General features: G+C 51.6%; 22 protein-coding genes and 16 tRNA genes. 32 read left to right on the top strand and 6 right to left on the bottom strand.

Annotation, left to right across the window (positions count from 1 at the left end):
- The 16 genes from IJ22_RS16905 (at position 1) to IJ22_RS16830 (ending at position 1565) form a co-directional block, all read left to right on the top strand.
- Positions 1-89: transfer RNA gene (locus IJ22_RS16905), tRNA-Ser, on the top strand.
- A gap of 16 nt (positions 90-105) precedes the next feature.
- A tRNA-Glu gene (locus IJ22_RS16900) sits at positions 106-180 on the top strand.
- 18 nt (positions 181-198) lie between these two features.
- Positions 199-274: transfer RNA gene (locus tag IJ22_RS16895), tRNA-Val, on the top strand.
- A gap of 17 nt (positions 275-291) precedes the next feature.
- Positions 292-368: transfer RNA gene (locus tag IJ22_RS16890), tRNA-Met, on the top strand.
- A gap of 30 nt (positions 369-398) precedes the next feature.
- Positions 399-475 (top strand) — tRNA-Asp (locus IJ22_RS16885).
- 75 nt (positions 476-550) lie between these two features.
- Positions 551-626, top strand: a tRNA-Phe gene (locus tag IJ22_RS16880).
- Between the two features lie 7 nt (positions 627-633).
- Positions 634-709 (top strand) — tRNA-Thr (locus tag IJ22_RS16875).
- A gap of 15 nt (positions 710-724) precedes the next feature.
- A tRNA-Tyr gene (locus IJ22_RS16870) sits at positions 725-810 on the top strand.
- A gap of 9 nt (positions 811-819) precedes the next feature.
- A tRNA-Trp gene (locus IJ22_RS16865) sits at positions 820-893 on the top strand.
- A 16-nt stretch (positions 894-909) separates the two neighbouring features.
- Positions 910-982: transfer RNA gene (locus IJ22_RS16860), tRNA-His, on the top strand.
- 18 nt (positions 983-1000) lie between these two features.
- Positions 1001-1072: transfer RNA gene (locus IJ22_RS16855), tRNA-Gln, on the top strand.
- 49 nt (positions 1073-1121) lie between these two features.
- Positions 1122-1196 (top strand) — tRNA-Gly (locus IJ22_RS16850).
- Between the two features lie 6 nt (positions 1197-1202).
- Positions 1203-1276 (top strand) — tRNA-Cys (locus IJ22_RS16845).
- A gap of 7 nt (positions 1277-1283) precedes the next feature.
- Positions 1284-1372: transfer RNA gene (locus IJ22_RS16840), tRNA-Leu, on the top strand.
- Positions 1373-1397: 25 nt separating this feature from the next.
- Positions 1398-1471 (top strand) — tRNA-Arg (locus IJ22_RS16835).
- Between the two features lie 15 nt (positions 1472-1486).
- Positions 1487-1565, top strand: a tRNA-Leu gene (locus IJ22_RS16830).
- Positions 1566-1748: 183 nt separating this feature from the next.
- Here the strand turns inward: IJ22_RS16830 and IJ22_RS16825 are convergent.
- From IJ22_RS16825 to glpX, 3 genes are all read right to left on the bottom strand, one after another.
- Positions 1749-2774, bottom strand: a complete 1026-nt coding sequence (locus IJ22_RS16825) for a polysaccharide deacetylase family protein (RefSeq protein ID WP_082660859.1) — start codon at positions 2772-2774, stop codon at positions 1749-1751.
- Between the two features lie 122 nt (positions 2775-2896).
- Positions 2897-3715, bottom strand: a complete 819-nt coding sequence (locus tag IJ22_RS16820) for a sulfite exporter TauE/SafE family protein (protein ID WP_062409650.1) — start codon at positions 3713-3715, stop codon at positions 2897-2899.
- Positions 3716-3791: 76 nt separating this feature from the next.
- Positions 3792-4766, bottom strand: coding sequence for a class II fructose-bisphosphatase (gene glpX / locus IJ22_RS16815; protein ID WP_062409649.1), 975 nt, complete (start codon positions 4764-4766; stop codon positions 3792-3794).
- A 231-nt stretch (positions 4767-4997) separates the two neighbouring features.
- Between glpX and IJ22_RS16810 the strand changes: the two genes are divergently transcribed.
- The 4 genes from IJ22_RS16810 to IJ22_RS16795 all read left to right on the top strand — a co-directional run bounded on the left by IJ22_RS16810 (position 4998) and on the right by IJ22_RS16795 (position 8659).
- The gene (locus tag IJ22_RS16810) at positions 4998-5645 is read left to right on the top strand and encodes a helix-turn-helix transcriptional regulator (protein ID WP_082660858.1); all 648 of its coding nucleotides are present in this window, start codon (positions 4998-5000) and stop codon (positions 5643-5645) included.
- Between the two features lie 31 nt (positions 5646-5676).
- Positions 5677-6483 carry a pyruvate, water dikinase regulatory protein gene (locus tag IJ22_RS16805; protein ID WP_062409648.1) on the top strand — a complete coding sequence of 269 codons (807 nt, stop codon included), beginning with the start codon at positions 5677-5679 and terminating at the stop codon, positions 6481-6483.
- Between the two features lie 197 nt (positions 6484-6680).
- A complete protein-coding gene (mobA, locus tag IJ22_RS16800; RefSeq protein WP_062409647.1) occupies positions 6681-7331 on the top strand; it encodes a molybdenum cofactor guanylyltransferase in 651 nt (216 codons plus the stop codon).
- 74 nt (positions 7332-7405) lie between these two features.
- Positions 7406-8659: a molybdopterin molybdotransferase MoeA gene (locus IJ22_RS16795; RefSeq protein ID WP_062409646.1), complete on the top strand. Its 1254-nt coding sequence runs from the start codon at positions 7406-7408 to the stop codon at positions 8657-8659.
- 60 nt (positions 8660-8719) lie between these two features.
- Here IJ22_RS16795 and IJ22_RS26810 read toward each other — a convergent pair whose 3' ends face one another.
- Entirely contained in the window at positions 8720-8812 is a 93-nt protein-coding gene (locus IJ22_RS26810; RefSeq protein WP_083351381.1) for a sporulation protein YjcZ, read from the bottom strand.
- Positions 8813-9050: 238 nt separating this feature from the next.
- Here IJ22_RS26810 and IJ22_RS16790 point away from each other — a divergent pair, with 238 nt between their 5' ends.
- On the top strand, positions 9051-10235 hold the full coding sequence (locus IJ22_RS16790) for a GNAT family N-acetyltransferase (protein ID WP_062409645.1): 1185 nt from the start codon (positions 9051-9053) through the stop codon (positions 10233-10235).
- A 353-nt stretch (positions 10236-10588) separates the two neighbouring features.
- Here the strand turns inward: IJ22_RS16790 and IJ22_RS16785 are convergent, their stop codons facing one another.
- Positions 10589-11077 carry a hypothetical protein gene (locus tag IJ22_RS16785; protein WP_054818845.1) on the bottom strand — a complete coding sequence of 163 codons (489 nt, stop codon included), beginning with the start codon at positions 11075-11077 and terminating at the stop codon, positions 10589-10591.
- A gap of 225 nt (positions 11078-11302) precedes the next feature.
- Between IJ22_RS16785 and IJ22_RS16780 the strand changes: the two genes are divergently transcribed.
- From IJ22_RS16780 to IJ22_RS16750, 7 genes are all read left to right on the top strand, one after another.
- Positions 11303-11602 carry a LiaF transmembrane domain-containing protein gene (locus IJ22_RS16780; protein ID WP_054818846.1) on the top strand — a complete coding sequence of 100 codons (300 nt, stop codon included), beginning with the start codon at positions 11303-11305 and terminating at the stop codon, positions 11600-11602.
- 43 nt (positions 11603-11645) lie between these two features.
- Positions 11646-12320, top strand: coding sequence for a PspA/IM30 family protein (locus tag IJ22_RS16775; protein WP_062409644.1), 675 nt, complete (start codon positions 11646-11648; stop codon positions 12318-12320).
- 2 nt (positions 12321-12322) lie between these two features.
- The gene (locus IJ22_RS16770; RefSeq protein ID WP_054818847.1) at positions 12323-12832 is read left to right on the top strand and encodes a PspC domain-containing protein; all 510 of its coding nucleotides are present in this window, start codon (positions 12323-12325) and stop codon (positions 12830-12832) included.
- 2 nt (positions 12833-12834) lie between these two features.
- Positions 12835-13533, top strand: a complete 699-nt coding sequence (locus IJ22_RS16765; protein WP_062409643.1) for a PspA/IM30 family protein — start codon at positions 12835-12837, stop codon at positions 13531-13533.
- 136 nt (positions 13534-13669) lie between these two features.
- A complete protein-coding gene (liaF, locus tag IJ22_RS16760) occupies positions 13670-14320 on the top strand; it encodes a cell wall-active antibiotics response protein LiaF (protein WP_062409642.1) in 651 nt (216 codons plus the stop codon).
- Positions 14321-14342: 22 nt separating this feature from the next.
- Positions 14343-15419, top strand: a complete 1077-nt coding sequence (locus IJ22_RS16755; protein WP_054818849.1) for a sensor histidine kinase — start codon at positions 14343-14345, stop codon at positions 15417-15419.
- Positions 15400-16047 (top strand): response regulator, encoded by a 648-nt coding sequence (locus IJ22_RS16750; RefSeq protein ID WP_062409641.1) that lies wholly within the window; start codon positions 15400-15402, stop codon positions 16045-16047. The genes IJ22_RS16755 and IJ22_RS16750 overlap by 20 nt, the downstream gene beginning before the upstream one ends.
- Before the next feature lie 74 nt (positions 16048-16121).
- On the opposite strand, the gene IJ22_RS16745 is transcribed toward IJ22_RS16750, so the two are convergent.
- Positions 16122-18110: a glycoside hydrolase family 125 protein gene (locus tag IJ22_RS16745; RefSeq protein WP_062409640.1), complete on the bottom strand. Its 1989-nt coding sequence runs from the start codon at positions 18108-18110 to the stop codon at positions 16122-16124.
- A gap of 295 nt (positions 18111-18405) precedes the next feature.
- Here IJ22_RS16745 and IJ22_RS16740 point away from each other — a divergent pair, with 295 nt between their 5' ends.
- The 4 genes from IJ22_RS16740 to IJ22_RS16725 all read left to right on the top strand — a co-directional run bounded on the left by IJ22_RS16740 (position 18406) and on the right by IJ22_RS16725 (position 23280).
- Positions 18406-19683 carry an ABC transporter substrate-binding protein gene (locus IJ22_RS16740; RefSeq protein ID WP_062409639.1) on the top strand — a complete coding sequence of 426 codons (1278 nt, stop codon included), beginning with the start codon at positions 18406-18408 and terminating at the stop codon, positions 19681-19683.
- Positions 19684-19759: 76 nt separating this feature from the next.
- Positions 19760-20662 (top strand): carbohydrate ABC transporter permease, encoded by a 903-nt coding sequence (locus IJ22_RS16735; RefSeq protein ID WP_062409638.1) that lies wholly within the window; start codon positions 19760-19762, stop codon positions 20660-20662.
- Positions 20659-21498, top strand: a complete 840-nt coding sequence (locus tag IJ22_RS16730; RefSeq protein ID WP_062409637.1) for a carbohydrate ABC transporter permease — start codon at positions 20659-20661, stop codon at positions 21496-21498. The genes IJ22_RS16735 and IJ22_RS16730 overlap by 4 nt, the downstream gene beginning before the upstream one ends.
- 69 nt (positions 21499-21567) lie before the next feature.
- Complete coding sequence (locus IJ22_RS16725) at positions 21568-23280, top strand: cache domain-containing sensor histidine kinase (RefSeq protein ID WP_062409636.1); 1713 nt, start codon at positions 21568-21570, stop codon at positions 23278-23280.
- Positions 23281-23283: the final 3 nt, after the last annotated feature.

Here is a 23283-nt window from a genome sequence, read left to right as displayed (position 1 = left end):
GGAGAGGTGTCCGAGTTGGCCGAAGGAGCACGATTGGAAATCGTGTAGGCGTCACAAGCGTCTCGAGGGTTCGAATCCCTCTCTCTCCGTAGTACATTATAGCAAGGCCCGTTGGTCAAGGGGTTAAGACACCTCCCTTTCACGGAGGTAACAGGGGTTCGAATCCCCTACGGGTCACCACTTGCTTTACTTTCCCATGGAGGCTTAGCTCAGCTGGGAGAGCATCTGCCTTACAAGCAGAGGGTCGGCGGTTCGATCCCGTCAGCCTCCACCATAGATTACTTATACTGACGCGGGGTGGAGCAGCCCGGTAGCTCGTCGGGCTCATAACCCGAAGGCCGCAGGTTCAAATCCTGCCCCCGCAACCAATTTCGAAGCCAAGCATTCGAAAAATATGTGGAGCCGTGGTGTAGAGGCCTAACATGCCTGCCTGTCACGCAGGAGACCGCGGGTTCGAATCCCGTCGGCTCCGCCATGAAATTTACATCCTGTATGGGATGTGAGAACCCATTGAGTGGTTTACAAGAAGTATAAAATGTATTATAATTATGGCTCGGTAGCTCAGTCGGTAGAGCAGAGGACTGAAAATCCTCGTGTCGGCGGTTCGATTCCGTCCCGAGCCACCATCAATTTGCCGTTGTAGCTCAATTGGTAGAGCAACTGACTTGTAATCAGTAGGTTGGGGGTTCAAGTCCTCTCGACGGCACCAGCAACAACTTTATATGGAGGCTTAGCGAAGTGGCCAAACGCAGCAGACTGTAAATCTGTTCTCTGACGAGTTCGGTGGTTCGAATCCATCAGCCTCCACCAGTTTATTATAGGGGCATAGTTTAAAGGTAGAACAAAGGTCTCCAAAACCTTTGGTGTGGGTTCGATTCCTGCTGCCCCTGCCAATAACTCTCCAATATGGCGGTCGTGGCGAAGTGGCTAACGCATCGGATTGTGGCTCCGACATTCGAGGGTTCAATTCCCTTCGATCGCCCTTTATTCTTATCAGCATTGGGGATTAGCCAAGCGGTAAGGCAACGGACTTTGACTCCGTCATGCCTAGGTTCGAATCCTAGATCCCCAGTAACGGACTCTTGGAGAAAACTATTCAACTTGGGTCCGATATTCAATATGCGGAAGTGGCTCAGGGGTAGAGCATCGCCTTGCCAAGGCGAGGGTCGCGGGTTCGAATCCCGTCTTCCGCTCCATTATACGGCGCCATAGCCAAGTGGTAAGGCAGAGCTCTGCAAAAGCTTTACCCCCAGTTCGAATCTGGGTGGCGCCTCCATTCTTTTGCCGGAGTGGCGGAATCGGCAGACGCACAGGACTTAAAATCCTGCGGTAGGTGACTACCGTACCAGTTCAAGTCTGGTCTTCGGCACCACTCCAACAATTAATTAAATAAGCATGTGCCCTTAGCTCAGCTGGATAGAGCGTTTGACTACGAATCAAAAGGTCGGGAGTTCGAATCTCTCAGGGCACGGAGTAAATTTTATTTGCCGGCGTGGCGGAATGGCAGACGCGCTCGACTCAAAATCGAGTCCGAAAGGGTGGAGGTTCGAGTCCTCTCGCCGGTATTCAACATGGAAAAGAGCTCTTAGGATAATAAATCCTAAGAGCTCTTTTGCGTAATGCGGCTGCCAAGTTAGACATAATGACCATCAGATTAGTTGGTACGCAGTAACCAGGCCTAAAGGCAGGCTCGCCGTAAGTCAGCTCATTGAGCGGATGAAGATTTGTGCCTGAATACGAAAATGCTGCTACTTTAACTGTTTGGACACTTGAAGCAGCTCGGGTAAAGTGACAAGCTGGTAACCGCGCGACTGCAAGGTTTGGATGACGGTGGGTAGAGCTTCGACGGTTCCGCTTAAGTTTTGTCCAGGTCCGCCGCCGGAGTGTTGAAGAACGATCGATCCCTTTTTTACATGGTTTAAAATATTGTTTGTGACTTGTTCCCGATTGAGCTGTTTCCAATCCTCCGAATCGACATTCCAATTGACGATGCGGTAACCTTGCATGGAAGCCCACAACAGTTGATTTTCATTAATCTCTCCGAAAGGAGGCCGAATCAATCTGGGGGAATAGCCGATCAGAGACTTCAAAGATGCTTGTGTAAGCAGCACCTGAGATTTAAAGCTCTCGTCAGATAGTTTAGTGAACAGCTTATGATTATAGGAATGGTTTCCGATCACATGCCCTTCTCGCGCAATGCGCTTGACGATCTCAGGATGTTGTTCTGCTTGGGACCCCAGAATAAAGAATGTAGCTCGGACATTGTATTGTTTTAATACATTTAGCACTTGAGGAGTATACTGCTTATCCGGTGCGTCATCGAAAGTGAGAGCCACTTGTCTCGATGCTTCAGGACCTTTGAGCAGCAATAGATCAGGATACTTTTTAACTAACTGGGATAAGGTTAACGTTTTGTTCCGAGTAGCCACCTCCCTGGCGGGTTTTTCCGAAGAAGGTGACCTCTTCTTGTTTGCCTTTTGGATTGGAGTGGATTTGGGCTTAGCTTCCGGCTGAGCCACTGGTTTTTCTACCGTAGCCGCCGCCGGGGGAGGAGACTCCTGAGTTGATTGTTGATGGTCTGGCTTACGTTCCGGGATCGGAATGATTTGATCGGGAATCGGTGGTTCCAGCTTGGAAATACGATTGGCCTGTTGGAATGATTGCGGCTCAGGATTGGGCATATCTGAATCATCATTCGTAGTCCCGGTACAGGAAGATAAGAGCATACCCAACATTAAAGCATAGAAAAAAGCCGCGAACGGTTGTCGATACATAAAAGGCTCCCCCTTATCACTAAACATACAGTTCTTTTAGTTTTGGATAAGGAGGAGGGAATTATCCCTTATGAGCCTTCTGTCCGTGCGGCTATAATTGACTTACATATGAATATTTGTCTTCAGCTTAAAAATGCGCCTTCCCATATCATCTTCAACGCTACAAGCAAGAAGGTGACACGAAGCACCCAAAGCAGCTTTTTACTGCCGAGCCGGCTTGCAATGACTGCACCCAGCCACCCTCCAACGATGGCGGTTGGCGCTAATCCAAGCACCATCCATAAATTCACTTCACCCAGTGCAAAATGAGTGGTGCTTCCCATCAGAGCGGAGAGTAAAATAACAAACATGGATGTTGCAGTAGCCACATGGGGAGGATAACGAAATAAAATAACCATAACCGGTACGAGCAGGGCTCCCCCGCCGACGCCAAACAACCCGGCAATGAATCCGACGGCGAGCCCGATGACCAGCACCGGTAGAACGCTGTACCCGTATTGAAAGGTTTGCCCTTTCCCGTCCGTATACGTTCGCTCAATGCTCCACTTGATATCCAACGGCTTGAGGTAATCCCGAAGTATAAGCAGGACGGCCATAAACAGCATGAATATTCCGAAGCCCAGCTGAAACGACTTGGCATTGACGTATTGCGTAGTGTAGGAACCAAGCATGGCTCCGGGACCGCAGGTGATGAAAAGGAGCCACCCGCTTTTAAAATCGACTCGTTTTTGTTTAAAAAAGGTTACTGTAGAAGATAAAGCTGTGAAAATAAGAACGGCTAACGATGTTCCAACGGCGGTTGAAATCGGAATGGATTCGCCAATAAAATAAGGCCCCAAGTAAACAAGCGCGGGGACAATAATAATACCGCCGCCGAGGCCGACCAAGCTTCCGAACGTGGCGGCAATCAGACCGACGACGGTATAAAACAGGATATCCATGCGTTATTCCTTCTCCCATATCCATTTATTCTAAGTAAATAGTAACACAGGAAAGGAAGAAATCAACCGCCCTAAATTAAATATAGGTTTCTTGAAGTAATTGTTTATTAGGTAAATAATGGCTCGATTGGATAAAACGGATCGTACGGGTTTTTGCGCGCATGACGATCGAATGCGTCTCCGCCCTCAAGTTAGGCATATACCGGACGCCGTTCAAAATTTCTCCCGGGGTAATGCCGGTAGCCGCAAAGATAACATCATCCGTTCCAACCATATCGTTCATTGTCAATATTTTGTGCGGATCCTTGATACCCATAGCAATACAGCGGTCATATTCTTCATCGTTCGCCGGCAGTAGTCGGCCTAACAGTTCTCCGCCCAAGCATCGCAGTGCCGCGGCCGCCAGTACCCCTTCAGGGGCTCCGCCGGAGCCTACGTACATGTCGATTCCGGATTCGGATAAGGCAGGCGCTATGGCCCCGGCTACATCGCCGTCGCTCAAGAACTTAATCCGTACGCCTACTCGGCGCAAGGTCTCGATTCGTTCGCGATGCCGTTCCCGGTCAAGAATCATGATCGTCAAGTTGCTTAGTGGTTTATCGAGCACTTCAGCAGCACGCTTCAGCGTCTTTTCCAGCGGTTCGGTCAAACTTAATTGTCCGGCAAGCGCAGGTCCTACCGCTATTTTCTCCATATACATATCCGGGGCATGCAGTAAATTTCCTTTACCTGCGATGGCGATAACGGCTAGGGCATTGTTAAGCCCTTTGGCTACAAGCTCGGTACCCTCAAGCGGATCGACGGCTACGTCAACCTCTGGTCCTTGTCCGTTGCCGACTTGCTCCCCAATATAAAGCATAGGAGCTTCATCCATTTCGCCTTCACCAATCACTACGGTTCCCCGAATGGATACAGAATCGAACATGGCGCGCATCGCTGCGGTTGCAGCTCCATCTGCCTGATTTTTATCGCCCCGGCCCATCCATTTTGCAGCCGATAATGCGGCGAGTTCTGTGACTCGTACTATCTCGAGCGCCAATTCCCTTTCCATCCCATTCGTGCCTCCCAACAATAATGGTGTTCATTTACAATTATATATAGTATAATTAAATATTAAATAATACGCAATAAATAAAGCAATATTGCGATAAAAGTACACCATAATTCATCGGTAGAATAAACTGAGTTACAGTTCTATGAGTTTGAGAGCATTTTTGGTACAATTGGATAGGAATCAAAAGGCAGACAGCAGTGGCTGCTTTGAAATGAGGAGGGACCGGTCATCGAACTGACTGCACGCCAATTACAGATCGTAGAACTGGTAAAAGCAAATGCGCCAATTACAGGCGAACAAATAGCGGAAATGCTTGGGCTTAGCCGCCCGACGTTACGATCGGACCTGGCGCTGCTTGTGATGCTGGGCCTCATAGACGCCAAGCCAAAGGTAGGGTATACACCGGGCTCGGCTATGTCTCCGGGTCTCCATGCATCCAGGAAGCTGTTGAATACGAAAGTTAAAGAAGTGCAGGCGCTTCCTGTTATCGTGAAGGAAAATGCGTCCGTAGGCGATGCTGTTGTTTCACTCTTTATGGAAAATGTGGGCAGCTTGATCGTCGTGGATGATCAGGGGTGCTTGTCCGGTATCATATCACGCAAGGACCTGCTCAAGTTTACATTCGGCAATACGAATGCTGCCACCATGCCCGTCAGTATGGTGATGACGCGCGAGCCCAACGTCATTCACGTGTCGCCTGATGAATCGGTGGTCGATGCGGCTAAGAAAATGATTAATCACCAGGTGGACAGCTTGCCGGTAGTCGTACCGTCGAAGCTCGAGCAGACGGGAGGTATCCCCCGTTGGGATGTGGTCGGCAGAATAACCAAAACCATTATGACAAAAATTTTGCTGGATATGGCTGTTGGCCATTAAGGATTTTGCGGATAAAAGGAGAAGGAACCGGATGAGTGAAGATCAGTCGTATGAAATTACAATCTGTTCGGATTCCGTCGGAGAAACGGCCGAGGCGGTCGTGAGAGCGACGATTCGACAGTTTGACGCACATCAGGTGAGAACGAAACGAATCGGTCATATCAAGAGTGAGGATGAGATCCGTACAATATTGGAGGAGGCTGCCCAAAGGGGCGGTTTTGTCGCATATACGCTGGTACAGCCAGAACTGAGAGAGACCATGAAGGAAGAAGCGATCCGGCTGGGTGTCAGAGCCGTGGATATCATGGGACCGATGATGGAGGCGTTTGTCGACACATTTAACGATGCGCCCAAACGTAAGCCGGGTCTTCTCCATCTGATGGATGAAGATTATTTCCGCCGGGTGGAAGCCATTGAATTTGCCGTCAAATGTGATGACGGACGCGACACGAGTGCGCTGCTGAAGGCCCAACTGGTTCTGATCGGCGTATCGCGAACCTCCAAGACGCCGCTGAGCATTTTTTTGGCTCACAAGGGGATCAAGGTATCCAATCTTCCGCTGGTACCGGAGGTAAAGGCGCCTAAGGAGTTGTTCCTCGTGCCGAGTAACCGGATCGTCGGCCTAACGATGGATGCCGAGAAGCTGTACAAAATTCGTACGGAACGGTTGAAGGCCGTAGGGCTCCCTTTTGGAGCAAAGTATGCAACCATGGAACGAATCGACGAAGAGCTTCGATACGCCCAAGACTTGATGAAGCAGGTGGGCTGCTTGGTCATTAATGTAACGGACAAAGCGATTGAAGAAACGGCTGGCATTATAATGGGTTATTTACAATAATATATGAATCCGCTAGGAAAAAGCTTGGACCGGAGAATGGTTCAGGTTTTTTTCATTTCAGGCAGCGGGCATGGAAGCCGCGAGGCAGCGAGAATGACCCTTGCGTTATTGAGAGCTATCAACCATAGACATTCCATCTTTTTTGTCCTATAGTAAGGAATGAAATAAGAACGAGCATAAAGGCGGGGGTTTGTCCGATGCAAGACAGAAGCCCAAAGGAAACGGAAAGGTCGGGCATCATCTTGGCCGGCGGATTGAACCGGCGCATGGGCGGTGACAGCAAGGCGCTGCTAAAGTACGAAGGCCGGACGTTTTTGGCTAGGCAGCTGACGGAGCTTGGCAGGGTCTGCAGTGAGCTGATTCTAGTAACCCAAGAGCCAGAGCGGTATGAGGATGAACTGAAGCCATTCGCCGGAGCCGTTCGCGTCATTCCCGATTTGCAGCCGGGGAAAGGACCGCTTGCCGGGCTGCAGGCAGCCATGACCGCCGTACGTAACGACGAATTGTGGGTTGTCGGCTGCGATATGCCCTTGGTCAATGCCCGAGCCGCGGAAGCGATGAGCGGGTTGCGAAAAGATACCGATAGCGATGCGGTGATTGCGCGGCTGCATGAACGTTTGCATCCGCTGCATGGCTTGTACCACCGTCGATGCCTTCAAATCGTGGAGCGCCTGCTCGCCGAAGAAGATTACCGGATGATGCGTTTGCTCCGTGAGCTTCGTGTGCAGGAAGCGGATGCCTCATTCTTTGCAGAACTGGGGATTCCGACTGATTTTACAGGAAACATTAACAATCCGGATGAGTATAATAAGCTTTTGGGCCTTGGAAGCGGTTATTTCATGAGATGATGAATAGGCTTCAGAGCGAAGAGCAGAACCATACACCGACAGTCAGACGTACTTCGCGAATTGGAGGGTAACACGTGGGCAGTTTAAGATTTGGCCGGAGGGCAGTGACTTTAGAGGAAGCGCAGCGGCAAGTGCTTCAGCAAGCACAGCTGATGAAGACAGAAGAGGTTCCGCTGGAGGAAGCATTTGGGAGAAGACTGGCACAGGACATGACCGCACACGAGCCGGTGCCGCATTTTCGCAGGTCGGGAGTAGACGGGTATGCGGTGAGAGCAGTAGATACGACGTCGGCTGCAGCTGACGCTCCTATTAGGATGGAGGTCACGGAAATGATCCCCTGCGGCTCGGTACCGACCAAAGCGATCGAACCGGGACAAGCGTCACGGATCATGACCGGAGCTGTCGTGCCGGAAGGCGCTGACGCGGTGATTATGCTGGAGATGACTGACAGGGCTGAGGATGCAAAGGATGGAACTGTAGGGATACGTAAAGCGATGAAAGCAGGCGAGAACATCACGCCGATAGGCCAGGAAGTGTCGCCGGGCGCCCCGCTGTTGGAACGGGGCTGTATCATCGGACCGGGTGAGGCTGCCATACTGGCTACCTTTGGATTCCACCGCGTACCGGTCTTTCAGCAGCCTAAGGTGGCGATTTTTTCTACCGGCTCCGAGCTGCTGCCTGTGGACTCACCGCTTGCTCCCGGTAAAATTCGCGGAAGCAACAGTTATATGCTGGCCTGCCAAGTCAAGGGAGCAGGCGGGCTTCCACAAATGATGCCGATTTTGCCTGACGAGGCAGAGGTTGTAGAAAAACAGCTGCTCGCTGCGCTCGAATGGGCTGATATCGTGATTACAACCGGGGGCGTCTCGGTTGGCGATAAGGATGTGCTGGTCGATTTGTTCGAACGGTGGGACGGAACCCTGTTGTTTAATAAGGTTTCCATGCGTCCGGGAAGCCCGACATCATGCGGTATGTGGCACGGTAAGCCGCTTTTCGCGCTGTCGGGTAATCCCGGAGCCTCTTATGTAGGCTTTGAGCTGCTCGTTCGACCGTTTATGAAGGCGTCTCTCGGTGCGAACCATCCACTGCTGCCGGAAGCCGAGGCTTTTTTGGATGTGGATTATAGCAAAGGCTCTGCGTATCCCCGTTATGTGCGCGGAACTTCGCGTATCGAAGGCGGTATGGTAAAGGTCCGGCCGGCTGGACTCGACAAATCAAGTATCATGGTGTCGATTAAAGATGCCGACTGCCTGATCTGCATTCCCTCGGGCGGTAGGGGGGCAGCACAGGGGGAGAAGGTTCGTATTATGTGGTTATCTGAGAATTAAGACAAAATTGAAAACCCCCGGAGGGCGAAAACCCGGCCGGGGGTTTTGGGCTTTTGGCCATTAGATAAACCATGCACGGGATACAATAACTAGAAGGATAAAGAGTACCAAAATAACACCAGTGGTCGTAAAGAAGCCTCCAGCAAAGCTCATGTGATATCCCCCTTTCAGAAAATCTGATATAAGATATGAGGAAGTAATGTCTGCTGATTGGACGTATACCCGAATTGGGGGGAATTGGGGAAAAACACCTGTCCCTCTAAGGAGTACGCTGCCGGATCCGGTGAAATAGGTTGTTTAAAAGCGGCGTTTGCTGCACAATGAAATGGTGGCGAATTGTAAATCGATCGAATCGTGAAAATGATCGTAAGGGGAAGGAAAGGGATAGTGCATGAATAGAAAAGTAGAGATTCGCAATATTCCAAGAGAGCATTTTGCAGAGAGTCTGGAGCTGTCCGAATTTGCTTTTCAAAACGTACTTACGCCGGGAGAGCGGGAGAGACGTAAAGCCAACCTTCACTCCGATGAATTGTGGGGGGCATATGTGGATGGACGGCTGGCTTCCAAAATGACGATTCTCAACCTGGAGACTCGTATTCAGGGCAAAACATTTGCTATGGGCGGCATCGCCGGAGTGGCGACGTGGCCGGAGTACCGGCGCGGCGGTCTTGTAGCACAATTGCTGACCAATGCATTACGCGTCATGCGGGATAAAGGACAAACCATATCGTTTTTGCATCCCTTTCAGTTTGCGTTTTACCGTAAATATGGTTGGGAGACCTATACGGATTACAAAATTTATGAGATTCCTTCGGGACTGCTGCCAAAAGTAGGTCCACAACCTGGACGCATCCTGCGCATCGTACAGGATTTTCCTTTACTGGGAAGTATCTACGAAAAATATGCCTCCCGGTATAACGGCGCTTTGGTCAGAGATGAATCATGGTGGCGGGAACGCATTTTTGCAAATAAGCAGGGCACAGTCGCAGTGTATTACGATACGGAAGGCCAGCCGGCAGGATACGTTTTTTATCAGGTAAAGGAAAGGGTATTAAGAGTTCATGAGTTCGTCAGTCTGCACCATGAGGCCCGTATGGGAATGTGGCGTTTTTTGGCGGATCACGATTCAATGATCGATAAGCTGATCGTGAATGCACCTTCGGATGATCGGCTGCCCTTCCTGTTGGACAACCCCAGGGTGAAGCAAGAGCTGGTGCCTTACTTTATGGCTCGGATCGTAGATGCGGCAAGCTTTCTGGAGAAATATCCTTTCGCTTCAGGGACAGAGAGTACGCTGCTTTTGGACGTGTCGGATGCCCATGCAGAGTGGAACAACCGGATGTTCGAAGTGAAGATAGATGAGTCCGGAACGGCGCGGGTGGCTGATGATTCAGGAACGACGGTGGATTGGCCATTAGTACAGTGCGACATTCAAACATTGTCTACGATGCTCATGGGCTATCAGCGGCCGGGTTTTTTGAGGGAAATAGGCAGGTTGCATTGCAAGCCGGAAATGGTCGAAAGGTTGGAGCGGCTTATTCCCGTGCGTCAAACCTATTTGCCTGATTTTTTCTAATCGGGTGCTGCTGTGGCTGAAGTCTCGAGATGTGGCGTGAACTGAAATGAAATTCGACGCTGCTCATCCCATGATATATTGTGCTTCAAAGTCCTTATGGCCATTATCCCCATAGCTCAGTTCATTGTTCTATCATGGACATCCGAACAAATGTTCCTAATCAAATTATATCGAACATACGCTCTGATTTCAAGTATTTATTTTAGTTGTTTTTTTAAAAAGGACCGCTTGTACGTTTGCGATTATCTGAGCCTTAGGGATAGTGCCCATAAGAGTTGAAAACCCCATATACAGGGGTGAGGGGTTCCGATTTTATTCGTGCATCTCTCCTTAAGTGAAGCGGGCGAACCCTGTCATAAGCTTTCAAAAGCGATATTATACTTTTTGAGAAACGGCTCGAATACTTGGTAAGAACATTCGAATACGAACGTTTTGTCCTCCGTGCTGAACGCCAGCAGCTGGGGGCTTTCTTTTTCTTCGTGGCTGGGAAGGATGACGAACAGTTCTTTGCACTGAAAAGATAAACCGGCCTTGGTCACGGGCAGCGGGGGCTGGAACGGCACCCGGATGACAATACCGCTGTTCGCTCCGACACTGAATCTTCCGGATAAGCCTCCGACTCGCTGAAACCAGTCCGACGCCTCTTGGCGGAGTTCGGCTGTATTAGGAATCGCTTGGACTACTTTATCCTGCTTAACGTCATAGATGAGTACCGGAGCAGGGACGGATTCCTGCTGTGAACCGGCATTCGAATTCGGGGCGACGGCGGCTCCCAACATCGGCAGCATCAGCAAAAGAGCGATGACCGCCCAAAGCGTGGTTGTGTATTTTGTGAATTTCATCTTGTTTACCATCCTGTTCTTGAATTGGTTAAGTCTATTATGCCCGTGGTTCGCGTTATCATGCGGTCTGCCGGTCCCGGAGCTTGCTTGTCCGCAGGAGGGTTGGTTACTGGACTTAGGTCCAGTTTCAAAAACCGCCGTAGGTCCGTTTTGAAGGGAGCCCTATTCCCCTAAAATAAAGACATAAACGACCGACAACGAAACGAAAGGCGGTGAGCGAAGTAAATGAAAGTGAACAAACATGTCGGATTGGCGCTGCTGTTGATCACCTTCGGATCCTTGATCCTGTTGAACAAAATGGGCTTTCACTTCGGGCATCATTTGATGGGATTCCTGTTCCCGGCAGCGATGGTGGGTCTCGGATTTCTGGGGCTGAAAAACGGAAAGAGCATCATCGGCTGGATTTTGATCGTCTTGGGCGGAATGATTCTTCTCGGCAAGCTGTCGGGCTTGATCGGAATTCTGATTGCTGTCGGATTGATCTGGTACGGAGTGTCCATGCTCCGGGGCAAGAAAGCTTACTAGACAACATTAACGAAATTCAGGAGAAAAGGTGGTTGACCAAAGCATGAGTTTAGGCAAACGATTCCGGGACATAACGGTAGCGCATTTTAACGAAATGCTGGAGAATGCGGAAGATCCGGTACGCTTGATTGACAAATATCTGGCGAACCAATCGGAGCAAATCCGAGAGTCCGAACGGCTTTTGCATCAGTGTTTGACGCATGCGGCATCGCTCCGTCAGCAGTACACCTCGGCCGAGAAGATGAAGGAACGCAGGGAGCAGCAAGCGCTCTTGGCGCTCAAAGCCGGCGAGGATGAAATCGCGCGCATCGCGCTGCAGGAAAAAATGCAGCAGGAGGAGAAGGCGGCACAGTATAAAGCGCTGTACGATCAAAGCAAGGTGGGCATCGTTGAGTTGGAGGACCAGCTTCAGCAGCTCAAGGCGGATTTTGACGAGGTCGTTTCCAAACGCAGTTATTACATCGCAAGGCTCGAATCCATCAAGCTGCAGCAGCGCATGAACGAGAGGCTGCGTCATTCGGGAGGCGGTCCGACACCACGGATGTTCGACCGGCTGGAGGAGCGGGTGTCCGATATGGAACTGTCGGCCCGTACACTCAGGGAAGTGAGAAGCGGGATGCGCGAGGCTTGGACGAATGTCAGCGGGACCGCAACACAAGCGGTGGAGCAGGAGCTTGCGAAGCTGCGCAATAAACTGAAGCAGGAGGGCTGGAATTAACTATGACTAAAATTTACCGTTCACGTACCGACCGCCAAATTACCGGCCTGTGCGGAGGTCTTGCCGAGCTGTTCGGCATCGACGCCACGCTGCTGCGCCTTCTGGTCGTGATCGCGGCGTTCTTTTCGGTGGGGGTCGTTGTCCCGCTCTATTTCCTGGCTGCACTGGTCATTCCGAACGAGCCTTATACAGGGGGACCCTACGGCGGAGGTCCAGGGTACGCTTCGGAAGGCGGCTTCGGCCACAAGTGGGGCAGCTGTAAGGATTGGAAGCGCGCGGAGAAGCACTATCGCAAGGCGCAAAAGTACGGCTGGGCTCCGCAGCATGACAACCCTGCTTATGAAAGAGAGTACGCACAGCCCGCTTCCGGATACGGAGAACCGGCCAGAAGCAACCTGGACGATATGATGAAAGACATTGAAAAGAAAGCCTTGAGAAAAGAAATCGAAGAGCTTCGCGCCAAAGTCGCGCAATATGAAAAACAACAAAATCAACCTAAAGGAGATGTGTAGCCATGGGAGTATTTAAAAGAATTAAGGATATGACAAAAGCATCGATGCATGAATTGTTGGATAAGGTGGAAGATCCGATCGTCATGCTGAACCAATATCTTCGGGATATGGAAGAGGAAATCGCACAGGCTGAAGTGACGGTAGCCCGTCAAATCTCCAGCGAGCGCAAGCTGAAAGAGCGCGGGGAAGAAGCGGTCCGCCTCAGTGCGCAATACGAAGAACAGGCCAGAGAAGCACTGAAGAACGGTCAAGAGGCGACGGCGCGGCAAGCTTTAGAGCAAAAATTGTACTATGACGGAAAAATCACGGAATATGCGGAAATGCACGAGCAGGCGAAGGCTCAAGCAGCGGAGCTGCTGCAGCAGCTGCACGAAATGAAGGATGCCTATTACCAAATGCGTAATAAACGCAGCGAACTGGTTTCCAGAGCGCAGCTCGCGAAAGCGAAAAAGCAAATGGCCGAGGTCACAAATCAGAACGTGATTGATGGAGGCAGCGCCGTGAAAGGCTTCCGCCGCATGGAAGAGAAAATCATGACGCTGGAAGTGGAAGCGGAATTGGCGCGCAAGCCCTATGCAGGCTCTGCCTACGCAGGCTCCCTTTACGGCAGCACAATAGCCGCAGATCCGGCAAAACAGCAAAAAATAGATGATCAGCTGCAGCTTCTGAAAGAAAAAATATCCTCCGAACAAGGGCAGTAAACGCAAGGAAAAATGCGCTTGGAGCAAAGTGGACAATTGTGATATGCTATGAAAGGCAAAAGCCATAGAGGGCCGTTCCAAGCCGCTATGGCTTTTACTTAAATCACCGGAGACTAGGCGAAAGGGGGCGGCACGGATGCATCGCAAACGCAATCACAACATTGCGCTTATACTTATTGGCGCAGGATTGTTTTTGCTGGCGGACAATCATCTCAGTTTTTTTACCGTGGTAGCCCTCTTTTTACTTCTGATCGGTGTCCATAAATTTCATTCGGGAGACGAGAGAAAAGGTTACGGGCTGATGATCATCGGGCTGCTGCTTCTGGTAGGCGGCAATTTGCCCATGATTGTGGCGATTATTCTGATTTCGCTCGGCTTTTTTTACAATAAAATGCGTAAAATGCATCAGGATGGCCGTCACGTTCGCAAGCAAAGCCTGATCGAAAGCATCCGGTGGGGCAGGGAACCGTGGATTTTACGCAGCATGTCAATCTGGAACGTGCTTGGGGAGCTGCAGATGGATTTAACGTATGCCATTCCCGAGCAGAAAGAAACGACGATCATCCTGCAGGGCGTGATCGCCGATATCGATTTGATCGTACCCGAAGATGTAGGCTTGTCTGTATCGGCGTCGGTATTGTTCGGACAGACGAGCATCGGCTATGATAAAGAGGCCGGGGTACTCAATAAAATGGTCTGGCAGTCGCCCAATTATCGGACTGCGGTTCATCAGGTGAACCTGGAAATTTCGTATATCGTGGCCGACATTGATATTAAAATCGTTTAAAACCGTTGGAGGCGCTTAGGAAATGGATGGACATGACAAACGTCTGACCAACATGATATGGCGAAGCATGGCAGAGTCGATCGGGCTCAGCCTTGTTTTGTTTGCCGTTATAGTCTATTTCCTGCAATCCAAGGGATATATAAAAGCGTTCGAATCATGGCAGCAAGGCGTATGGGTTAGTCTTACCCTCATCACCATCGTTGTCGTCATCGGCGGCTGTTACGGGCTTTGGTACAGCAGCCGTATGAAGCGGAGGCTGGAGCTTCTGCGTGAAGTAATGCTCTCCCTGGAAAAAGGAAACCTTAGCCGCTCGGTACCTCCGTTGGGCGAAGACGAGATCGGCCGTCTGGGGGAGCAGCTAAATGCGATCACGAAAAAGTGGGAGGAGCAGGTTACCTCGCTTCAGCGGCTGTCCAACAACAACGCGCAGCTTGCGCAAAAGGCCAAGTATTCGGCCATTGTGGAGGAGCGGCAGCGTCTGGCCAGGGAGCTGCACGATGCCGTCAGCCAGCAGCTGTTCGCCATTTCGATGACGGCGACGGCCGCTCTGCGGACGCTGGATAAAGATTTCGACAAGGCGCAGCGGCAGATTTATTTGATCGAGGAGATGGCTTCCGTAGCGCAGTCGGAGATGAGAGCGCTGCTGTTGCACCTGCGGCCCGTTCATCTGGAGGGCAAACGGCTGTCCGAAGGGCTTGTCGAGCTGATGCAGGAATTGTCCGCCAAGGTGCCGATGCAGATCAATTGGGAGCTGACCGAGGATATCAAGCTGCCGCGGGGCATTGAGGACCACCTGTTCCGCATTGTGCAGGAGGCGATGTCCAATGCGCTTCGGCATTCCAAGGCTTCCAAGCTGGAGGTTCGCCTTACGAGGCCGTCGGCGGATGCCGTCCGGCTGTTGATTTGGGATGACGGCGTCGGCTTTGATTTGGATATGAAAAAACAGGCTTCTTACGGGATTGTCACCATGAAGGAGCGCGTCATCGAGATCGGCGGATCAATGAATTTAGTTACCGCTCCCGGTAAGGGGACGCGTATTGATATTCGGATTCCGATTATGGCGGAAGGAGGACATCAGAATGGAAGAAGCGACGATTAAAGTACTGCTGGTGGACGATCATGAGATGGTTCGCATTGGTCTGGCGGCCGTGCTTGGCACGGAGGACGGTATAGAGGTGGTGGGCGAAGCGAGCAGCGGTCAGGAGGGCATCCGTATGGCGCTTGAGTATAAGCCGGATGTCGTGCTGATGGATTTGGTCATGGACGGCATGGACGGCATCGAGACGACGCGCCGGCTGCTGCAGCAGCACCCGGACTGCAAGGTTATCGTGCTGACCAGCTTTATCGATGACGAGAAAATATATCCCGTTATCGAGGCGGGCGCATTCAGCTATCTTCTGAAAACGTCGCGCGCCGGTGAAATCGCCCAGGCGATCCGCTCTGCGGTGAAGGGGCAGTCGGTGCTCGAGCCGCAGGTTGCTTCCAAGCTGATGAACCGCCTGCGCCAGCCGAAGCAGGCATCGCTGCCCCACGAGGAGCTGACCGAGCGCGAGATGGAAGTGCTGCGTTTGATTGCCTCGGGCAAGTCCAATCAGGATGTGGCCGACGAGTTGTTCATCGGCGTGAAGACGGTGAAGTTTCACGTCACGAACATTCTCGCCAAGCTCGGTGTGGAAGACCGGACGCAGGCGGCCATTTACGCTTATAAGCAAGGTTTGGTGGAATAATAGACGGACCGCCCCGCAAGCCGTTTCACTCGCTTGCGGGGCGGTTCTGCCGCTGTTGCTTAAACCTTCAATGATCAACGGCTGTGCTTAAGCCATTCCATCGCGATGGCCGCACCGGGCCAGGAAAACCAATAACGGGACCGGACGCGGCCGGTTTGCTCGTCTACAGCTTCGGAGAACAGGCCGTCCCGCTGGCCGGTCGCCTGAAGCTTGCTCCACACCCGGGCCCAATCCTCCGGCCTGCCGTTTAACCTGTGCCAAGCCAGCTCCTGAGCATCGCCAAGCGGCCATGGGTGCGGCGTATGAACGGACCCGAGGCCCCCGAACGGTCCAGGGTAAAATCCTCCCTTGTTTTCCTCCGTAAAAGCGAAGGCCATCGTCGCGTTCCACTGCTCCCACGCTTGCGTCCCGGGCTCGACAAATCCCCATTCTGGCGCCAGCACGGTCGGCAGATCATTGGCATCGTGATAGTAGGAGTGCCGCCCGCGCCCATCGGTTAAGTAAGCCCAAACCGGGCTGCCTTTCCAGCTTCCGCTGAAATGTTCGGCTACCGCTTGTTTGACGCCCTCCGCCCAGGCTCCGATATTTTCCTGAAGCCAACCTGTAGTTTGATTTAGCTGTTCGACCGCTTGTAAGGTTTTCCACAGCAGAATATGACTGGACAGATGATACGGCAGCTCCACTTTATCGTCCGCCGGCGTTTCGGCGGTGCGGAACAGCCAATAATCGGGATCTTTCACATGGAACAGCCCTTGAACCGCCTGTACGAATCGGTCCTTGCAGCGCTCCAGCACCGCTCTGTCTTCCGTCAGCTGATAATAGACGGCCAGCTCCCAGAGCGGATAACACTGCTGATCAAGCTGGTAGATCAAATCCTTGCAGTACCCGTTCGTCAGATAGGCCCGGCCCCAATATTGCTCCGGACAATCCGCCCGCTCGAACATCCATAACAGATGCCCCCGCAATACATGCAGAATCCGCCGTCTGATTTTTTCCGGATTACGGAATAGATGCTCCGCCTGTTCGTAGGCCTGTACGAGCAGCATCATCATGTAGAATGAATCGCGGTTCCACGATAAAGGAAGAAGCTGGTGATCGGTCAAAATGCAGCAGTAATCCGGCCTGACGGGAACGGCGCAGCACGAAAGAATATAATCCACATTCCTGGCCCAAATATGGATGCCAGGCAGAGCTTCGGCAGAAGGCAGAAGCTTCAGGTCGTTGGAGCCGATGGCGGCAGTCAAATCGTCGGCGTTCGGCGCTCCGTAATGAAACGAATTCGCGCCCGCCGTATCGTTCAAATCCCTGATCTGATAGGTGACGAACAGATCCCTGGTTTCGCCGGGCATAAGCCGTACGGTCAGAGGTTTGGAATAATCGACCGGTTTATCGGTGTTTTTGCTGATGCTGCGGGGCTCCTCCTCCAGGGCATGATCCCAGCCGAATAAAAGAATTGCGGCCTCAGCGGCATACGAAGGGCTCTGGATATATAAGCCCCGCTGATCGGCCGATAGTTCGAGCTTCGTCTCCGGAAGCGGTATAGGTCCGCCCTCGGTCAGCTGTCCATAGCTGCAGCGGTGCAGGCTAAAGCGCCCCCCGAAATTCCAGCGCATATCGATCGGCTCTCCGCTTGTATTCCTGCAGCGGACCCACTGCACGAGTCTGGGTGAACCGGTCGCCGATTCATCAACGAGATAAATTGCCGCCGCTTCCCAGGAACCGCCGGCGGATTCCCATGCCGGGTAGCGGTGATCGATGAGGAAAAGGCCGGTATCTTCAGCCTGCTCCGGCACGCAGCCGAAGCCGGTAACGTCCGATTCCACAAGGAGAGTACGGTAGCTGCGAACATAATCGGAGTGATACCACTCCGAGTTAGGAAACGGTTCTATGCCGGTCAGGGTGACATAGCCGTGAACGCTGTGCTTGTCATTGAAAGAACGCAGCTTGCCGTCGTTTCCGATGCTGGCGGTGATTCCCGCGCCTCCTGTGTCCAGCGGCTTGTCTTGGCCGTGTGAAGGAATCTGCCGGATAGCGGCGGAGGCTCCAATCATATCGCGAATCATGAACGTATATGACTCCTTTCCAAAAACCATGGTAAATAAGATGGATTATTGATGAAAGCGTATCATCCCCGCTCCCGGGCGGCTAGTGCTCCGGCAAAGGTCAGGACGAATGACCACCATGAATCAGACAATCTACCCCAAATGGGAAATTCGGGATTGTTGTAAGGGGTTTCAACGGACGATTGACCCCCGTAAACAGATGATTGACCCATGTTACCGTTTTCATTTCATCCTCTATAATGACCGGTGTAACCATTTACAAAACAAAGCAAGCAAAAAAGGGAGGAACAAAGAAATGAAAAAATGGGCTGCGAGTTTACTGCTGTTGAGCTTGGCTGTAACCGGCTGCTCTCCGTCAGGAGAAAACCAGGAAGCGGGTGCGGGCAAGGATGAGGCAGCTAAAAAGCCGGTTGAACTGACGTTTACCATCTTTGATGACGGTGTGGGTGTAGATAAGAAGCTGGTAGAGACGTTTAACCAGTCTCATCCCGATATTAAAGTAACGTATAAACCGCTGCCATCCGGAGAGCTGAGAGACCGATTGACGACATGGCTGGCGGCTAAGGACGATTCATTGGATGTCCTCGGCCTTGATATCGTATGGATCAGCGAATTTGCGAAGGCCGGCTGGATCAGCCCGGTTGACGATTTGATGGATGCGGCCATGAAGGAAAAGGTGAAAACCGGATTCTTGAAAGCGCCGGTTGACGCGGTGACGGTAGATGGCAAAATGTATGCGGTTCCGTGGAACTCTACGGCGGGCATGCTGTACTACCGCAAAGACATTCTGGAGAAAGAAGGCGTCCAGCCGCCTCAAACCTGGGATGAGCTTTTGACGCTTTCCAAAGAGCTTGGCCAAAAATACAACATGAACGGCTTTGTCGGCCAATACAAGCAGTATGAAGGCTTGGTCACCAATGTGCTGGAGATCATGGAATCGTATAACGGCAAAATTTTGGATGATTCCGGCAAGCCGGTTGTGAATTCGCCCGAAAACGTAAAAGCGCTTCAGACGATGGTAAAGCTGAAGGAGGTTATGCCAAACGGCGTGAACACCTATATGGAAAAAGAAAGCCAAGAGACATTCCTCAACGGCAACGCCGTGTTCATGAGACATTGGAACTCCGCATGGCCTCTTGCCGAAAAAGAAGGCAGCGCAGTCAAGGGCAAGGTTGGCGTAGTGCCGCTGCCTAAAGGCGAGAACGGTAAGCATGCCTCCACACTCGGCGGTTGGAACCTGGCTGTATCCCAAACGTCCAAGCATCCGAAAGAAGCTTTTGAATTCATCCAATGGATGACCGAAGCGAAGCAGCAAAAGGTGAAGGCGATCGAGGGCGGACGCTTGCCGTCGGATGTATCTTTGTACGAAGATCAAGAAGTGCTGACCAAGAACGATTCATTCAAAAGCTTCTATGAAGTACTGAAAAACGGTGTTTCCCGTCCGAAGTCTCCGCGTTACGGCAAAGTCACCGAAGCGATCCAACAGGAGGTATCGCTTGCCTTCAACGGTCAAAAACCGGTTGAGCAGGCGCTGTCGGATCTTCAGAAGAAGCTTGAGGACGTTGCAAAATAATGTCGATTTTCATGACCGGCACCCCTCTGCCAAACGGCGGAGGGGATTATGATGCAAGTAAGGAGCTGCACAAGCAATGAAAACTCAAATGACCTATTTGGAGAAAAGAAAGGCGGTATGGGGTTACATTTTTGTAGCGCCGGCAATCCTGCTTATTCTGTTGGTAGCGATCTATCCGCTGTTTCAGACGGTCAAGCTCAGCTTTTATGAATATTCGCTTCTGGCTCCTCAGGATCAGCAGTTTATCGGTATGGAGAACTACAAAAAATTGATTCACGACGCGAGATTCTGGAATTCGCTGGCGAATACCATGATTTTCACCGTCGTCAGCGTATTCTTCGAGCTGGTGCTGGGATTACTATTGGCTCTCGTTATGAATTTGCCTCTGCGGATGATCGGTATTGTAAGAGCTGCCGCTTTGGTGCCGTGGGCCATTCCAACCGTCGTTTCGGCCACCATGTGGCTGTGGCTGTATAACGACCAGTGGGGCTTCGTCAATATTTTGCTTGGCAAGCTTGGCATGATCGACCAATATCACGCCTGGTTGTCCGAACCGGCAAGCGCGCTTGCGGCGGTCATTGTTTCCGACGTATGGAAAACGACACCGTTTATGGCCCTGCTGATTTTGGCCGGCCTGCAGATGATTCCCAAAGATATGTATGAATCGGCTTCGGTAGACGGCGCAACGCGTCTCCGCCAATTTTTCTCCATCACGCTGCCGATGATCAAATCGACCATTCTGGTAGCTGTTCTGTTCCGTACGCTGGACAGCTTCCGCGTCTTCGATCTGGTCTATGTTATGACCATGGGCGGACCGGGCAACGCGACGGAAGTGACAAGCCTGTACGCCTACAAAACGTTGTTTAAAGATTTGGATTTCGGTTACGGCTCAACGCTGGCTGTATCCATCCTGGTTGTGATTGCGGCGATCAGCGCCATCTACATTTGGACTCTGTCGGAGAAGGAGGAACGTGCATGAAAACCAAAACCGCTTCATGGGAAAAAGCCGCTTTAGTATTGATCGTCATCGGTGCGGTGCTGTTTACGGTGTTTCCGTTTTACTGGATCACCAACGCCTCCTTCCAGGACGAACGGATGCTGTATAACATTAATGATATTCGCTGGTTACCGGACTTAACGTATTGGAACAACTATATCGACGTTTTCCAAAAGAAAGCTTTCCTTAAATATTTGGTCAACAGCTTTTTTGTGGCTTCACTCAGCATGCTGATTGCGTTAATGGTTTCTTCCATTGCCGCATACGCACTAGCTCGGCTCAAATTTCCGGGCTCCAAAGTGATTCTTTATTTCGTGCTCGGCATTTCCATGTTCCCGGCGATGGTCATCATTTCACCTTTATATTTTATGATTCAGAAGCTGGATCTGATGAATACGTACATGGCGCTGATTTTCCCTTATATCGCCTTTACGCTGCCGTTTTCGCTGTGGAACCTGACCACCTTTTTCCGCAAGCTGCCGAAGGAACTGGACGAATCGGCAGATGTGGACGGAGCGACACCCTTTCAAACGTTCTATAAAATACTGTTGCCGCTTGTGGCTCCGGGGATGTTTACTACGGCGATCCTGGTCTTCATTTTTGCCTGGAACGAATTTTTGTATGCCGTTACATTCATTTCCAAGGATGCGCTCAAAACGATGCCGGTTGCGATCGTCGGCCTGCCGTCGGATTACGATGTGCCCTGGGGGCAAATCTCGGCCGCTTCTTTTATATCTACCTTCCCGTTGGTCATTCTGGTATTAATATTCCAAAGAAGAATTATTTCGGGGTTGACGTCAGGTGCCGTCAAGGGATAATCTGTGGGTATCTGAATCATTCTTCGGCTAAACAGACAAGATGAACCTACCGGAAACGTGGTGAGATCAATGCGGTGGACCTTTCATTTAAAAATCCGCGCGCGATTGGTCCTTTCTTTTTTGGTGCTGGCGGTTGTTCCGCTGACGATCGTCAATATTTTCGCTTACCATAAATTCGAAAGCAGCATCGAGCGGCAAACGACGGCTTCCGCCCAAGCCTCATTGCAGCAAATCAGCAGCAATGTAGACACGTACATGCTCGATTTGATCTCCATAGCCAAGGTGATCGTGCTCGACCGTTCCATCGTCCAATGGCTGCAAAAGCCCCAGGATACGGGCGCGAGCAGCAGCGTGGACCAATTGCAAAAGCGGTATAAAGAGGAACTGGATATCCGTTACTTCTTGAATGCGCAAAAGGGAAGCCGGCCCTATATTCGCGGTATTTATTTGCTGTCTGCCGACGCAGACCGGAAGATCAAGGTTCGCTCAGGTACGGATACGGACCTGCTGCCGGACCGTTTGGCAGATCAGCCCTGGTGGCCGGAGGTGCTTCAAAGCAAGCCCGGCGTTTTTGTAGCGCCGCATACGGCCAATTATTACAAGCTGCGGATGCAAGGTCCCAAAAGCATCAATCTGTTCTATCCGATCCCGTCTCAGGGGGCGAACCATGAATGGGTTTTCGTTCACATGTCCGCAGACGTGCTGCTTGGAGAATTCGAAACGGGAATAGGGTATGCGGGGCAAAAGGTCGGTTTAATCGATCTGGCCGGAAAAGCCGTTCTCGGTCACGAGGATGTGCTGAACCCTACTTCCGACGAGCTGGCCATTCGCCGTGTCTCCCCGGTAACCGGCTGGACGATCGCAGCCAGTATTCCCTATGAGCAGCTATTCTCATCATCGAGGGAAGCCAGGGGCGTCACGCTTACCATCACGGCGGCGGCAGGGCTCTTGGGTCTGCTGCTCGCGCTGGCTTTTTCCAAGCACGTGCTCAAGCCGCTGCGTCTGCTGCGCAATGCGATCCGGAACACGAAAACGGGTTCGTTTCAAAACCGGGTGCAAGTGCTTGGCAATGACGAAATCGGGGAGTTGAGCAGCTCTTATAATGAAATGCTGGACACGATCTGCGCGCTGTTAAACCGGGTGAAGGAAGAGGAAGGCGCCAAGAAGGACGCCGAGCTGAAAGCGTTGCAGTACCAGATCAATCCCCACTTTTTATACAATACGCTGAATTCGGTCCAATGGCTTGCCGTCATGCACGGCGTTCCGCAGATCAAGGAACTGCTTGCCGCGCTGATCAAGCTGCTCCAATCCAGTCTCGGCAAGAAGGGCCCGTTTGTGACGCTGACCGAGGAACTGGAGGATTTGCACAATTACATTCTGATTCAGCAGTACCGTTTCGGCCAGGGGCTTGCCGTCGATTATCAAATTGATCCGGAAGCGGGAAGATGTATCGTACCGCGGCTGATCCTGCAGCCGTTGGTCGAAAACAGTATTTTCCATGGCCTGGAGGATGGAACCGGGCATATCTGGATCGAAGCGAAAATGTCCGGAACCACGCTTCTGCTCTCGGTGACGGACGATGGGATCGGCATGACGCCGGAAGAGGTGGAGCAGCTGCTGCACAGCGAAAGTGATTTTGCAGGGAAGTTCAGCGGAATCGGCATTCCTAACGTAGCGGAGAAAATCAAGCGCTTATACGGAAGTCCTTATGGCATCAGCATCATGAGCGAGGTAGGCCAGGGAACGAAAGTGCTTCTCAGTCTGCCGATTCGGGAGGGATAACGG

Origin of the sequence: Paenibacillus naphthalenovorans, assembly GCF_001465255.1 — a bacterium.
In the GTDB taxonomy this organism is placed as follows: Bacteria; Bacillota; Bacilli; order Paenibacillales; family NBRC-103111; genus Paenibacillus_G; species Paenibacillus_G naphthalenovorans.
Note: the sequence above shows the minus strand (reverse complement) of the source record. Positions and strands in the feature narration are given on the sequence as shown.

Excerpts from the sequence above, each read along its gene's own strand:
- IJ22_RS16750 (WP_062409641.1), top strand. The coding sequence starts at position 15,400 with ATGGAAGAAGCGACGATTAAAGTACTGCTGGTGGACGATCATGAGATG.
- IJ22_RS16740 (WP_062409639.1), top strand. The coding sequence starts at position 18,406 with ATGAAAAAATGGGCTGCGAGTTTACTGCTGTTGAGCTTGGCTGTAACC.
- IJ22_RS16820 (WP_062409650.1), bottom strand. The coding sequence starts at position 3,715 with ATGGATATCCTGTTTTATACCGTCGTCGGTCTGATTGCCGCCACGTTC.
- mobA (WP_062409647.1), top strand. The coding sequence starts at position 6,681 with ATGCAAGACAGAAGCCCAAAGGAAACGGAAAGGTCGGGCATCATCTTG.
- IJ22_RS16770 (WP_054818847.1), top strand. The coding sequence starts at position 12,323 with ATGACTAAAATTTACCGTTCACGTACCGACCGCCAAATTACCGGCCTG.
- glpX (WP_062409649.1), bottom strand. The coding sequence starts at position 4,766 with ATGGAAAGGGAATTGGCGCTCGAGATAGTACGAGTCACAGAACTCGCC.
- IJ22_RS16790 (WP_062409645.1), top strand. The coding sequence starts at position 9,051 with ATGAATAGAAAAGTAGAGATTCGCAATATTCCAAGAGAGCATTTTGCA.
- IJ22_RS16725 (WP_062409636.1), top strand. The coding sequence starts at position 21,568 with ATGCGGTGGACCTTTCATTTAAAAATCCGCGCGCGATTGGTCCTTTCT.
- IJ22_RS16785 (WP_054818845.1), bottom strand. The coding sequence starts at position 11,077 with ATGAAATTCACAAAATACACAACCACGCTTTGGGCGGTCATCGCTCTT.
- IJ22_RS16745 (WP_062409640.1), bottom strand. The coding sequence starts at position 18,110 with ATGATTCGCGATATGATTGGAGCCTCCGCCGCTATCCGGCAGATTCCT.
- liaF (WP_062409642.1), top strand. The coding sequence starts at position 13,670 with ATGCATCGCAAACGCAATCACAACATTGCGCTTATACTTATTGGCGCA.
- IJ22_RS16825 (WP_082660859.1), bottom strand. The coding sequence starts at position 2,774 with ATGTATCGACAACCGTTCGCGGCTTTTTTCTATGCTTTAATGTTGGGT.
- IJ22_RS16765 (WP_062409643.1), top strand. The coding sequence starts at position 12,835 with ATGGGAGTATTTAAAAGAATTAAGGATATGACAAAAGCATCGATGCAT.
- IJ22_RS26810 (WP_083351381.1), bottom strand. The coding sequence starts at position 8,812 with ATGAGCTTTGCTGGAGGCTTCTTTACGACCACTGGTGTTATTTTGGTA.
- IJ22_RS16805 (WP_062409648.1), top strand. The coding sequence starts at position 5,677 with ATGAGTGAAGATCAGTCGTATGAAATTACAATCTGTTCGGATTCCGTC.
- IJ22_RS16730 (WP_062409637.1), top strand. The coding sequence starts at position 20,659 with ATGAAAACCAAAACCGCTTCATGGGAAAAAGCCGCTTTAGTATTGATC.
- IJ22_RS16775 (WP_062409644.1), top strand. The coding sequence starts at position 11,646 with ATGAGTTTAGGCAAACGATTCCGGGACATAACGGTAGCGCATTTTAAC.
- IJ22_RS16755 (WP_054818849.1), top strand. The coding sequence starts at position 14,343 with ATGGATGGACATGACAAACGTCTGACCAACATGATATGGCGAAGCATG.
- IJ22_RS16735 (WP_062409638.1), top strand. The coding sequence starts at position 19,760 with ATGAAAACTCAAATGACCTATTTGGAGAAAAGAAAGGCGGTATGGGGT.
- IJ22_RS16780 (WP_054818846.1), top strand. The coding sequence starts at position 11,303 with ATGAAAGTGAACAAACATGTCGGATTGGCGCTGCTGTTGATCACCTTC.